Consider the following 13,676-nt stretch of genomic DNA (forward strand, 5'->3'; position numbering starts at 1 on the left):
ATAAAAAAACTGGTGGCGAATATAGCCATCAGCTTACCGTAAACGAGATGCCGAGCCACAATCACTCCCCATCTAGCACTGGAAAAGTGCAAGTTGCAAATTTAGGTGGTTGGTCTTATGTTGTGGCCGACTTGAGTCAAAAAGGTAATACTAACTGGGCATATAAGACTGCATCAACCGGCGGCAATCAATCCCATAACAATATGATGCCTTATATCGGCGGATACATTTGGCGGCGGGTAGCTTAACCGATACGTCTCCACATATAGCCAACAATGTATGGGCCCATCAATGAAATAGCTTGATCACCGCCACTACTATCTGTACTAATTTTGTACTGCTTATTGTAGTTTCCATAAGTAGATCCGCCTGATGCAGCGGTTACCTTTTGAACAATTGGCGAATAATATTGGTGGCTATGGCTAGGTATTTCATCGATTGTGATCCGATGGCTATATTCGCCACCAGTTGCACCTGCCGTAAACGTCATCTGCTTGCCATTCGCATCTGTTCCGGTTCCTGCGCCAATCAATACTCGACCTTCTCCATATGATACCCATGTTCCACCAAAAAGGTCGCCAGGATTGACATTATTTGCGGATAGATACAGAGAGCCAATCGGATGAAACTTGTCCAGTATATACTGATCAAGATCCACACCATTGATGCGTACCGTCTTTTTACCGATCCATACTACCGGAGTTGTCGAAGGAAGCGTGATCTGTCTTGTTTCGGACTGGCCGAAAGCGTCCTTGATCGTTACCGTGAAGTGGAAGCTTGATTGATATGGAACATTGGATACCGATTGGCTTATCGTCCATGCTGTTCCGGATATCGTCGGTACGGTTGCCGATACCGAAGCATCGTCCGTGATCGTATATGTTATTGTATTGGCTTTGGTTCCTATCTTTCCGTTCCAGTATGTCCCTTTACCGGATATGGTTGCCGTGCTTGCCGTATCTGTCGGCCTTGCTACGGTCAGAGACTGGATCGTCGGCCTGAAGTAATCATAGTAGGTACCGGTTACTGTCTTGCTAACCGTAAAGCCTCGGCTGTCTGTGACCGTGACCACAAAGCTTGCCGAGCTTAAATTGTCAAATCCAATTGTTGCTGTCGAAGAATCAGATACCGACTTGGTAACATTGCCGTTCTGCACCTGTATCAAGGCTATCGATGCATGATGCTGTGCGGTTGCCGTGACCTTGACGGACTTCTTTCCGATGATTGCTACACAATCGGTGCTGCTGATCCCGCTCAGTCCTGTCTCGGTCAGTGTTACACCACTTATGACCGGTGGACAGTTGATAGATACATCTATCTTGACCTCGGATGATTCGCCAATCTTGGTCGTGCCGTTATATGTTTCCAATACGGCGCCAAGCTGTACCGTCTGCGTGGTCGTGTAGTTGGAGTAAATATATTCAAGGCTTGCTGAATCGAGCGTGAAGCTCGTTCCGGACGTGTTGTAATCGATGGTCATAAGTGCCTTGACGTTAGGTATCGATATACGAAGCTTATCCGTGTAGGTCGATACGCTCTTGGTATATGTTACCGTGAATGTGCCATCAACCGTACTACCCGTAAAAGTATCAATTTTTGATGCTCTTGGAATCTTGGTAAGGTTCAGACTTCCAGATGTACTGCCTGAAGAAGGCAGATAGTAGGCGCTTGCAGCGCTTGAGTACGATGCAGATACGGATACGGTCTTCGTGCCATCATTATTGTGGCCAACCGTTGTTGATCCGGATGCTAGTGTAACCGATCCATAAGTGCCCACATTAAGATTGGCCGTCCCCGATCTTACTCTTGATCCGTTGATATTGATTGCGTAAGAGCCCGCGTCGTTATACTGCGCCGATCCGCCTGTAGATGTAAGTACAAGCGAGTACGACAATGTAGATGTATTGTTGGCCGTGCTTGTACTGGATTCAGACACGTTCAGCGTCATCTTCCAGTAACTTCCAAGTTGCACCGTTTTGCTTATGCTTGGCATTATTTAACATCTCCAATCCATAATAAGGCTGTTCCTACCACGGTCGAGCCATCTGCTTCTTCGCCGTCATAGGCCTGTATCTGATGGGCACCGAACTGCACTTTTTCCGTTACCTTAAGGTTCTGTATCATTGATTGTGCCGTCGTAACATTCATAAGCGTATTTCCATCTGCATCCGATACAGTAAGCCCGGACCCATCGATACGGGATTCGGTCTGTGTATTGGATGTACCCACATGCAATCCGGATTCATCCAGTTTGACATTTGAGACTGTCTGATATGTGCTATCACTGATGGTCTTTTTGATGCTTGCCTGGATGGACTGTGAGGTCTGCGCTATCTCTGACTTTGTGGCATATGTACCGCTCACGTTTTCTTTGAAAGCGTCCAGTGCATCGGCATTTGACTTGATCGCCTCCGATAGTTCGGAGTGATATGTATTGACCTGTTCGACCGTTGATTTGATGGAATCATTGGCATTGATGATCTCGGCACTGTTGGAAGTTTCCAGTTCATACAGTTCGTTAAGGTTCGACCACAGTTTTCCATCTGAGTATTTTTTCGTACCATCGGAAAGCGTGGTTTCCTGCCGAATCCATACCCACTTATTTGGCTCCCATTTCGGATAGTCCGCCGACCACGATCCACCGGTCATGGATGTACTGGAAGTGGACAGATAGTATTGGATGACTACGGATGTAACACTGATGCCAGATGGCCCCCTTGGTCCCTGAGTGCCTATGACAATTGGGCTTGTATACTGTGTGGTATCATCAGACATTCGCGTTTCTTCGTATGCCCACAGATATTTCTTATCATCTGTTGTTTTTTGCGTTGCAGTGGACCATCCAAGGTCTTCCGGTGCAGGCGACCAATCGGTTGGTGTACCGCCATATTCTAGTTTGATGTCTTTGACGGAAACTGTCCCTGTCCCCTGTCCTGCTTTTAATCGGGCAACGATCAAACCAAGCGGATAATCTGTATGCGTGGTGATTGTATATTTGACCCAGTATTTTTTGTATTCGGTCGATAGATAGAATGGCGCATAACCGTCATGCCCATTTCTAGTTGAACCATTCGATAGCAGATAATTATCACTGATCACATTGGGTTTGCCGCCCCCGTAAAGAAAGTTTTCAATGCAATCCCCTTCTACTGTTGACTTGGCCTGAAAAGACAGTATATATGTCCCCTCTGTAACGTTTATCGTCATTCTCTTATAAAATAATTGGATATATTCATTGCTTGGATATTCTCCGACAAGTTCTACATCTGATGTATCTTCAACCAAGTTCCGATTGCCAACTGGGCACGATATCAAAACATCATTTTCAAAAGCCGGCGACCAATCTGTCCATGTATCGCCAATTTCAGCCTTGATATCCCAGAATTTTCCAGTTACCGAATCAGTGCCATTTGAATAGGTGTTTAGCCTAACTTGTATATAGCCATCATGTCCCAATGTATATTTTGCTTTTAACGTTGTATTGGTATCATCGTCTTTAATTAATTGAATTTCTTCAAAATCACCAGCATAAGATGACTTAGTTTTAGTTACGACTAAAAAAAATCCAACTTTGTTCTTGTTGGTATCGCTGCCACCATGTACGGATGACCATGGAAGATTTGATTTTGCTTGGATATAAATTTCTGTACCTTTACGCAACATTTCTCGGCTAAAAATATATTCGCCGTCATTGTATGTATAGGTATAATTATCAATACTCGTACTTGTGGTTGTATATGGTGACTCTTGTGTATAATGAGAGGAATTTACAAGCAGGTTCCGGCCTTTAGATGTATAAGCTTTGGTGTGGTCGCTTGCTTGATACCACATTGTCTTGCTCGCAACTGATATACCGTCTTCCCCATTTTTACCATTCGTTCCCGGGTCACCTTTCGCTCCAGGATTTCCTTGAGGACCAGTATCGCCTTTATCACCTTGCTCACCTTTGATACGTGTCCACTTGTAATCGGTATATGTTTCAGATGCCGTTTCCTTGTCGTCGGTATAGATGCCAAAGTACATGGCACCATCGAACCAGGATGTGCTGAAGTCTTTTGATCCTTCTGCCGAATTGGCATATGCAATATGGATATGGCTTGAATCGCCGTCAATCACATTGGCGCATGTGACCTCTGTCGCACCTCTCACTACATCGTTGGCATCGATAGCTTCCACACGGTATGTGACCGTATTGGTGATATCTTTCGCGAATATGGCCAATGTCTGACCGGTCGAATAAGATATACCGTCCTTGTACCATCGATACGTCATCTCTCCGGAAGCATCCTGATTATTGGCCAGTACTTTGGCCGTCAGTGTCGTTGATCCAGTGCTGTTTTTGAACACCGTACCGTCGGAAGATATGATGTTGACCTCAAAGGTTCGTTTTGCATCAATCATTTTCTGCATAGCATTGATCAATGACTGATCAACCTGTGATTCGACCTCCTCAAAGTTGTCAAAAGTCGTCTTGGATGCTGATGGGTCCGTGAAGCAGATTTCCTGCTCCGTGACTCTAGCCGTCAGATACAGTGTCGGTTTATAGTCCGTATCTTCGATCGTGAATGTATCACCGATATTGGCATCAACATAGCTATCGACCTCATAGGATACTTTCGGAACCATGATCTTCGCGAGCTCTGCCTTGGCCTGTCCGTACAGGGCATTGACATCTGATGTATCATAGCTCCATATCTTGACGATATAGCGGTCATTTTTTGACGATTTCAACAAAGATGGGAACCGGTCCCTTGCCTGCGGTGCAAGTAGATTGTTCCCTGATACCTGGAATTCGACGTTCCCGTCACTGTCGTACTCTTTCTTTCCGCTCAGCTTGTTGAGCTGCAGCCCATCCTTTCCAGTCGGACGTATGGCCGTACATAGCTCGGTTATGTCTGATTTCTTCGTGATCCCAGTGACTTCTCTGCCAAATCGAAGTACTTCCCCGGTACGATCCTGCCCCATCCCCTGATGGGTATCATCATGTTCCCGATAGACGTTCAAGACGATTCGATTCAAGGAATAATCATCGTTAAGTTCCGTCACAAACTCAAGTTCTGCGTCGAATACCGTGGCCAGTGAATACAGCCTTTTCAGTACCGTATCCGTTCCTTCCCACTTATTGGATATCCTCTTATCGGAAACTTCATTGATACCGATATCGAAGCTTTTTTCATAGTTGAATGCCTTGACGTATGCCTCAAAGCTCATGGATTTGCCTTCGTACGTGTCCACTTCTTCATTGAGAAGCTCAAACACAAGACCGTAAGCCGTGACCTTGATTTCCAGTTCATCCTTCTCTGTTTCGACGATATTCAGATAGTAGCTCTTGTCCTTGTACTTGAAAGACAAGTGATTCCCCTCCACAAGATATGTGGCATCATCCATCCATGATTCTGTCGTGAATTCAAACGTATACGCCGAGCCCTGCAAATAGGTGTGCAGATTATCATCCCAGTAATGCAGCGTATCATCTAGAGAATTATCTAAAAAAGCGCACACTACATCGTATGCGCTCAATATTGCGATTCTTGGCATATCCGTCATAACCATGCCTCCCGAATGTATACCTTGATCGTAGGGTCTGTCTTGGTCCATTCCGATACTCGGAACTTGATTTCTGATTTGCCCGGATCAGCTTTGAAGTATTTCGTTCCTAAAATTTCATCCTGTTGACGGTTCATTCCGTTGACGTAGAACTTGCCCTTATCACCATCGATCGTGATCACATCACCACTATTGAATCGATTCGGGATATCCTTCCACTTATCGACATGCATCTTTTGATACGTGAATCGATTCAATCCCAGGAAATACAAGAATTTGTTGCCTGTACGATTCTTCCATGCCTTGATACTGACCTGTACCTTGGCGCACTTCATCTTCTCGATCTCCGGGATATGGTACTTGTAATATTTGCCCCAGTAGTAGAAGGTCACATCGGCGCCCTCCTTGCGGATATCACAGTGCCCCCAGTCCCAGTACCATGGATTCTGTGAGTGCAAGTGACTGGTCTGAAATGACCATGTACGAAGCACCTTTCCGCCAAGCTTCGGATTGGCATTGGTGCCATTTACGATCAGTTCATATCTTCCGGTATTCCCCGAAGTGTCCGTCTTGTACCAATTGACACCGCAAATCAATTGATTGTCTGCCGTAAGGAATCCAAGGTCCATTTCTCCGGTCTGCCCCATCCTCGAGGCATACATCAGGATATGGAAGTAGGAATAGAAGTTCACCGCACCGTCTGAATCGCCGTTTGAATCGGCCGGGAATGTGAATGTCCTCAATCCGCCATTGGCATCGCCGACGATGGCCCCCTCTGAGCCGAATCCAAGGAAGGTGTTGTTGAACCACGTCTTTTTGGCCAATGTACCTTTGGCACCATACTTCGGATGGATAGCGATGGTTCCTGCGGTATCATCCGCACAGTTCAATAGGTCATTGATCGTTCCTAGTGTCTCGTTCTGCTGGAAGGTTTCCCCATCGGCCTCATCGATCTTGCCGAACTGCATGATCCCATTGCCCGATACGATACCGATATATCCGGTATCCGAGTTGGTCTTGATCTCATAATCGATCGTGGCCGGTCTGCTTCCGTTGTTCTGTATGGTTGCTACAAGGTCGCCATCACTGTTCTTGGCAGCCGTCACTTCCTTTAGCGTCGTGGAGTATTTGGCCGGGTCCGTACAGTATATTTCGATTTCACCAACCATAAAGTTGGTTCCTTTTTCGTTTTCCGTGATTCCCTTTTTTGTGCCAATGAAATATTTGTCGGTCTCGTCATTGAAAATGATCTTGACCTGTTCGCCATTTAAAAGCCTGTTCATCTTGTTATAGGCATCGCGAAAAGCCTGGTCACTGGAAGCAAGAAGCTGATAAGTGACCGTGATGGTGCGTGGCGGATATCTTCGGGCTATGTAGTCCGAACCGTCGATGGTATCGATAGAGTGCTCCTTGATCTCTGCACCATAGAGCTCTCGACCGGATACCGACAGGGTCCGATACCCTTCAATCTCGTTTTCCAAAAAAACGCCATCGTAAGACATAGCCTCGGACGGCAAATTGGTACCGTCCGGGATACGTACAGAAGTGTCGTGATATGAGTATAAGCTCACTATCTATCACCTCCTAATTTGTTTTTGAATTTCTTAGCTCGATTGAGTTCCTGCTCATTGTACTTGGCCGTGGCACGTGCAAATCTCTTGCCGTCCACATCCAGTGGCACATTGATCGTGTATTCCGAGCTGTTTCTATAGTCGTAATTATCATTCAGCTCCGCATTGAAGCTTCCTAAATTGGCATCCGCCTGTGCAAATGCAAGGCTTGGAAGATAGACAAGATTCTCTGCTGCATGTCGTACATTTGTGACCATGCGTTTGATACCGTTGATATATCCTTGACCGACCCAAATACCATACTGTCGTGTCAATCGTGACGGAGAACCTAATTTGGCTTTTGCCGCGATTGCCTCATTGGCGGCACTAGCCAGTCTTGCAGCAGCCGCCTCTACGGCTCCGGCCGATGCATTCAGACCGTTGGCCAAACCTTGACCAATCATCAGTCCGGCACTGTATGCACGTCCTGCACCGGATGACATTGCACTGTATATGCTTGACATCATGCTCGTTACGATAGATACCGCTCTTGCACCGCCACTGGATAGAGCAGAGCCAAAGCGACCCATCGCACTGGTTGCGATGCTTGGCAGTCTTGAAAGTCCGCTGTTTGCAGCACTCACGATTGAACTGCACGCACTTGTCATGGCTGATACACCTGCGCTTGCACCTGCTGCGATAGCCGATGCAAATCCGGCCATAGCACCGATAGCAGCTGCGGAAAGCATCATCATGGATGCGACTGCCGCGGTTGCACCTGTACTTATCATCATCAGAGACGCCGATGCGCTCATTGCGGATGCGGCTATGCTTGTCATGCTTGCAGATGCCGTCATAGCAGACGTTCCGAGCATGGTCATGTAGTTGGATGCAATCAGAAGGTCAGTTCCGAATATCGACATGTTGGCGCTTGCCATCGTGATCATGGCGCTAAGCATGGTCATAGATGCCGATGCCGTGGCACTCATGGTACCAAGCATGAGCATGGATGTGGATGCCATCATGAGCGATGCGGTCATGGCCGTCATTCCCGTTGCAATAAGCATAGATGTTGTACCGACCATCATTGCCGATGCCGTAAACTGTACCAGTGACGCATTGAGCATCTGGAACTGTGCCGGAATCGTTGAGATAGACGAACCCATCGTACTTATCGATGTGGCGATTGTGGACATGGATGCGGCCGCTGTGCTTCCATTTGTTGATAGCGTCTGTACCGCACTTCCAAGGTTTCGCATGGAATCACCTACGGTATCGATTTCCGCAGATTTCTTCGTGATCTTGCCGATTCCCAGAGCTACTGCCGCCAAAGATGCGGTCATGTCGCCTAGGTTCAAGTTTGTTATCTTGGATAATCCAGTTGCCAGGTGTTCAACACCTTTTCCGGCATTCAGAGCGCTCTTTCCAAACGATTCGACCACATCGGCCACACCGTCAAGGATGCTCTTTACACCCTCGCCAAATCCTTTGAATACATCGGATACACCATCCAGTACGGATTTGACGTTGTCACCGAAAGCCGTGATGACATCTGCCACACCGTCCAGTGCCGACTTGATCGCATCGCCAGCTGATGAAATGACGTCTGCCAGGCCCTGGAAAGCATCCTTGATGGCCGTACCGATAGACTCAACGACCGATGCAATACCTTCCAGTGTGGACTGGATCGCATCGCCAATGGCCTGGATAATGGCCGGCAATGTCTGTGCTACGGCCACGATACCGGCAACTACCGTACTAACGATAGGTGCCAATGCCTGTAATATCTGTGACAGTCCATCGGCCTGTGTACCAACCAGTGCAAATGCCGCACCAACCATCAATGCAGCTGCACCGATAGCAAGCCATGTGCTAGGCGGAACCATAGCCAATGCTTCACCAAGACCTCGGAATGCAGTTGCAAGTCCGGTGCCGATTCCCTTCGCTGCCGTGCTGATTGCAGTGCCTAAAGATTTAACAATTTGTGATATCGATGTACCCAATTGTTTGACGATAGAAGATATGGATTGTCCAATTTGTTTGATTATGTCTTTTATCGAATTTCCTAGCTGCTTGATGATATTAGTTGCACCTTTGAATCTGGCGTTGATTTTGGATACGGAACTGGATACTCTGCGAGATGATTGTTCCGCATTGTCACCAATCTTTTTGACTTCTTCGGCAGTATCTGATGAACCTCCGCCTTTTGAGAAGATGCTCTTAATCTTTCCAGCCAAAGTTTTGACGTTTCCTACAGATGTTTTTGCCGCATTTCCAATTGCTTTTATCTTTCCGGCAATGGCACTGACGCCTTTGATTGTCAGAAAAGCCACGCCCAATGCTAATACTGCATCAGAAAAGGCTTGTATCTGTCCCGGTGACATATTTGCTACAAACTGTGCAATCTTGTCTGCCAGTTCTGCAACCTTGTCTACCACGGTACCAATGACCGTGCCTAAGGTCGAGAAGATACCGCTCGCTCCGCTCAGAGAACTTGCCACATTGGAGATGGCCGGGCCAAGGTCGTCAAATAGATTTCTCAGTGAATCAACGGCACCCGAATTGATGAACGAGCTCCAGAAATCATCAAAGCTCTTTTTGGCACCGTCTATGAATCCGTCAATCTTGGCCGTAAGATTGCCAACATCGATACGGTCCATCGCATCAATGATGCCTTGGATAGCATTGATACCTACATCCTGGAGTTTGTCCCATACGGGCATGAACTTGGCTGTGATTCCTTCGTACAGTCCGTCCATAGCCTGTCCTACTGAATGGAAGTTCTGTGCCATATTGGTGAATGCTTCGGAATTTCCGACCTGTTCAACAGCATTGAAGAAGTCTTCTGTCTTGATCTTGCCGTCTTGAACTGCCTGGACCATATCCTGTGTGGACATTCCCATCTGTTTTGCAACTGCGGCAATACCGGATGGAGTCTGTTCAAGCATCAGTTTGAAGTCCTGCCATGCGACCGTTGGACGTCCGGCCATCTGTGTTGCCTGTTGGCTCAATGTTTTCATGGCCTGTTGCGGATTTTCCGCCGCAGCTGCAAGACCGCCAAAGCCTTCGACCAGTTTGGTCGTGTTTTTCGTGCCAACTGCGGCCAACTGTGCATAGGTGGATGCCATATCACTGGCATTATAAACAGTGGCTTGTGCATAGTTTTCCAGGTCTTTTTGTACAGATTTTATCTGGTCACCGGATGCACCGAGTATCTGCATGTTTCCGTTGAATGATTTCCACGCTAGACTTGATGTGTTAAATGATTCACCAAGTCCTTGAACGCCGTTGGATAAGGCATTGACCGCACGGTTTCCGATGGCCATCAGTGCGCCAAAACCGATGCCACTCTTAATCTTGGAAGACAGTGTATCCATCTTGGTGATAGCTTCGTCTGCCGTTTTTCCAAGCGATTCATCACGGCCTTTTAACACCATTTCCGGTATAGACTTGATGAACCCTTTTAATTTGGAGATAACGCTCTCTGCTTTGGTTGCTTTTGGTGACATGTTGTCTTCTGCTTTAAGTTCCGCTTCGACGCCTTCCGATGCTTCGGACTTGGCTTTTTCAAGCGTACCGACGGCACCTTCGACCGTTGGTGTCATGTTATCGTTGGCATCAAGCTTTGCCTCTGCAATGTCGGATGCCGCTTGGTCTGCCTGTTGACAAGCCTTGATGGCATCATCAATCACTGGTGTGGCGTTATCCTGAGCTTTCAGAACGACCGTTGCAATCTGATTGACTGCTCTGTCCAGTGAACGAAGCACATCGAGCGCCGCCTCAAATGTGCTTGTAAAATTCGAATCTCTCGCTTCAAGGGAGGCTGTTACTGAATACGTTTCAGCCATTTTATTTGCCCTCCTTTTTCTTTGCTTGCTGTGAAACGAAACGTTTGAGGTCTGCGAACCTGTCGTCTTCTGCGGTTCTGTTTCCGTTCATGACACGATCCACTTCTCGTTTATAGTTATAGAATTTGTCAAAGCTCCGATATACCGGTCGTCCGCTCTTCTTTCGGGCTCTTACCTGGAAGTTTTTGAAAGCTTGCATATGAAGCATATACATTTCATCAACAAATCGAAGGTTATGAGCTTTCATCAATAGCTGATATTCCTTGATGTTTAAGCGGTCTACTTCGTCAAATGACTTGAAATCGAGATAGCGGAAGCAGTTCAGAGCAACAGATTCATAAAAATCAGAAAATGTTATTTCGTTCCTTTCTGATTCTTCTTGATTGCATCCATCAGCTGTTTCATCTTGGCTTTTGAGACATTCGCTTTCGATAAAAAATCGGTCACCTCATCGAACAATCCGTCGATGTCCTCACAATCTTCAATATATGATTCCAGAGTTTCCTTTTTGATGCGTGGCGTGAAGTTGATATTCATGGCGTACAATACGTCAATCAGAGCCTCGATATCTCGGTCAATGACACCGGCCAATGAGTAGATCATACCTACATCTACATCACGATCGTTTGCTTTTTCTTTTACCTTTTTATTAAGGTCTCGCATAAATGCGATGGACGCTTTGAATGTGTACTCTTTTCCGCCGATTTCAAGTTGCATAGTATTCATATGTATCTACCTCTTTCTTTTCGTTTCTACAGTCAAAAAAAGGACGTGGTCATCACGTCCCAGTTGCTATAAGTTATGCTGCTTCTTTCGTTGTGTCTTTATAAACGTAAGAAGCGGCTTCTTTCTGTGCATCGGATACAGTTGCATATCCATCTGCTCCGTTTCCTTGTACACCGAATGTAAGTTCTACTTCGGTTGCATCTTCGGAATTGGATGTTTCTGTAAATTCTGTAACATTTGCCTGATAATATGTAGCTTCATACTTTCCAGCATTAGTATCCGTGCCTTCTTCTGCCAGATTTACACGCCATACCTCTACGATCTCACCCGATAACAAAGCATTTCTCAATTTTTTGATGAACTTATCGCCTTTGGCAAGGATAGATTTGGCCGTGATTTCCAATTCCGGTGTTCCTGGTGTACGGATTGGACCGTCTTTGGTCTGTGTTGTATCCGCATCACGCTTCATGGATAGTTCGTTTTCTTCCGTGAATGCGATATGCGTTGCATCTTCTTTTGATTTTTCGCTCAACAAACGATATAGATAGATGATCTGCGTTCCTTTGACTTTATCCACATCGTTCGCAAATAATTGCAAATTGATCATTATTGTTTTCCTCCTGTTATTTCAAATTCCAGGTCAAGCACGCCATGCAATAGCGGTTGACTGGTGGTTGTGTCCGGTATCACTTGCTGATTGATGTTGCGGACCGACCAGTGATATGACTTCGTATCTCGGATATGTCTGGCAATATCCTTGATTTCCGCCATGATTTTGGACTGTGTACCTCTCTTTTTAGGGTCGTCATGCCATACATGCACTGTCTGATACACATGACCGCCGATAAATGACTTATTTCCATAATCGTCTACGGTCTGACTGTCGCCTAAATATACAAAAGGATACGGTGTTCCATCCGGTGGCAGGAAGGTATCATACACGCCGATTCCCGTATCCTTGTATTTAGTTTTAAGTGCTATCAGTAAAGCACTATATAGTTCCTGTTGCGCATCCATATCAGTCACCTACGACTTTCTTCATATCGGATATGAACTTCTCTTTCTGTTCGTTGAAGGCCGGCTTGCAAAATGGCTCCGCTTCCATGAAACGAGTACCATGTTCAACGTAAGGCGCATACTCTTTAGTTGGGCCAACCGTTGCTTTCATTCCACCTTCAGATATGGTCGTGTTGATACTTCCGCCCAGTCCGCCTTTTGAATACCCTTTTTTGAAGGCAACACCTTTTTTTGCTATGCCTTTCATCTTGTCATTCATATCTGCGCCATTGGCTCTTACAACTTCTTTGATCTTGGTTAGATTCTTACAGTCATTAATTTTATAAATGAGCTCATTCAGCCCGGATATCTCTACTGCACCCATAACTATTGCACCTCCGATACGATAAATGATTGCTTCGTTCTAAGCCGCCTTGTGTAATCAACACGATATTTCTTGTTGCCAATGATCAATTGGTCAAACGGAACATCGATATGGTTCTGAATATGCACCGTCAGGCTTCCCTGTTTGATACCGCCATATACAAGATTCATGGTCTGCGTATTGGTATCCATAACAGAGCCATATATCTTGGTATCAGTGTATGTATCATCGTTATAATCGCCTGTATCCGGGTCATATGCCCCGGCCGCTAGCCGTCTGAATAGGATTGGTGTGTCGTATCTCATAAGAAGCGTATCCTTCCGATATCCTGGTCGGACTGTGCGTCGCGCCATGTTTGGATATCGTCGGCATAGGAATCAAAGTCATTGTCCTTGAAGGTCAATGCTTCGCCTTCTACCGTGTGTCCGCTCAATCCTTCAGAGCCGATTCTATTGAACCGTGCAATCGAAACTTCGGTAACGATATATTCAAGTTCGCTTGGCACTTCCTTTTGGCCAAGCAATGCTTTAAGGCGGCTCTCGGTCAAGGTGATGATTACCTTCAACTTATTGTCCTCATCCTCGATTCCAAGCAGCGCCTTGACATCATCGATCACCGCCATAT

At 46.2% G+C, this 13,676-nt stretch carries 10 protein-coding genes and 1 pseudogene; 1 reads left to right on the forward strand and 10 read right to left on the reverse strand.

The features are described from left to right. Positions 1-2: 2 nt before the first annotated feature. Positions 3-248: pseudogene (locus SOS22_RS10855) on the forward strand (phage baseplate protein); the annotation flags it as partial. On the opposite strand, the gene SOS22_RS01335 reads toward SOS22_RS10855, so the two are convergent. From SOS22_RS01335 to SOS22_RS01380, 10 genes are all read right to left on the reverse strand, one after another. Continuing rightward, positions 245-1,993 carry a DUF859 family phage minor structural protein gene (locus SOS22_RS01335; RefSeq protein ID WP_320596091.1) on the reverse strand — a complete coding sequence of 583 codons (1,749 nt, stop codon included), beginning with the start codon at positions 1,991-1,993 and terminating at the stop codon, positions 245-247. The pseudogene SOS22_RS10855 and the gene SOS22_RS01335 sit on opposite strands and share 4 nt — an antisense overlap. After that, the gene (locus tag SOS22_RS01340; RefSeq protein ID WP_320596092.1) at positions 1,993-5,547 is read right to left on the reverse strand and encodes a phage tail protein; all 3,555 of its coding nucleotides are present in this window, start codon (positions 5,545-5,547) and stop codon (positions 1,993-1,995) included. The genes SOS22_RS01335 and SOS22_RS01340 overlap by 1 nt, the downstream gene beginning before the upstream one ends. After that, positions 5,544-7,049, reverse strand: coding sequence for a distal tail protein Dit (locus tag SOS22_RS01345; RefSeq protein ID WP_320596093.1), 1,506 nt, complete (start codon positions 7,047-7,049; stop codon positions 5,544-5,546). The genes SOS22_RS01340 and SOS22_RS01345 overlap by 4 nt, the downstream gene beginning before the upstream one ends. Positions 7,050-7,117: 68 nt before the next feature. Further along, positions 7,118-10,945 (reverse strand): tape measure protein, encoded by a 3,828-nt coding sequence (locus SOS22_RS01350; RefSeq protein ID WP_320596094.1) that lies wholly within the window; start codon positions 10,943-10,945, stop codon positions 7,118-7,120. A gap of 354 nt (positions 10,946-11,299) precedes the next feature. Next, on the reverse strand, positions 11,300-11,671 hold the full coding sequence (locus SOS22_RS01355) for a tail assembly chaperone (protein ID WP_320596095.1): 372 nt from the start codon (positions 11,669-11,671) through the stop codon (positions 11,300-11,302). A gap of 73 nt (positions 11,672-11,744) precedes the next feature. Continuing rightward, a complete protein-coding gene (locus SOS22_RS01360) occupies positions 11,745-12,278 on the reverse strand; it encodes a phage major tail protein, TP901-1 family (protein WP_320596096.1) in 534 nt (177 codons plus the stop codon). Further along, on the reverse strand, positions 12,278-12,688 hold the full coding sequence (locus tag SOS22_RS01365; RefSeq protein ID WP_128520928.1) for a DUF3168 domain-containing protein: 411 nt from the start codon (positions 12,686-12,688) through the stop codon (positions 12,278-12,280). The genes SOS22_RS01360 and SOS22_RS01365 overlap by 1 nt, the downstream gene beginning before the upstream one ends. A 1-nt stretch (position 12,689) precedes the next feature. Then, a complete protein-coding gene (locus tag SOS22_RS01370) occupies positions 12,690-13,052 on the reverse strand; it encodes an HK97-gp10 family putative phage morphogenesis protein (protein WP_320596097.1) in 363 nt (120 codons plus the stop codon). A 2-nt stretch (positions 13,053-13,054) separates the two neighbouring features. Then, positions 13,055-13,357, reverse strand: coding sequence for a hypothetical protein (locus SOS22_RS01375; RefSeq protein WP_320596098.1), 303 nt, complete (start codon positions 13,355-13,357; stop codon positions 13,055-13,057). Further along, the gene (locus SOS22_RS01380; RefSeq protein WP_320596099.1) at positions 13,354-13,674 is read right to left on the reverse strand and encodes a phage head-tail connector protein; all 321 of its coding nucleotides are present in this window, start codon (positions 13,672-13,674) and stop codon (positions 13,354-13,356) included. Before SOS22_RS01380 ends, SOS22_RS01375 begins: the two co-directional genes overlap by 4 nt. Positions 13,675-13,676 lie beyond the last annotated feature (2 nt).

The organism is Absicoccus sp., from assembly GCF_034090965.1.
Lineage (GTDB): Bacteria > Bacillota_I > Bacilli_A > Erysipelotrichales > Erysipelotrichaceae > Absicoccus > Absicoccus intestinalis.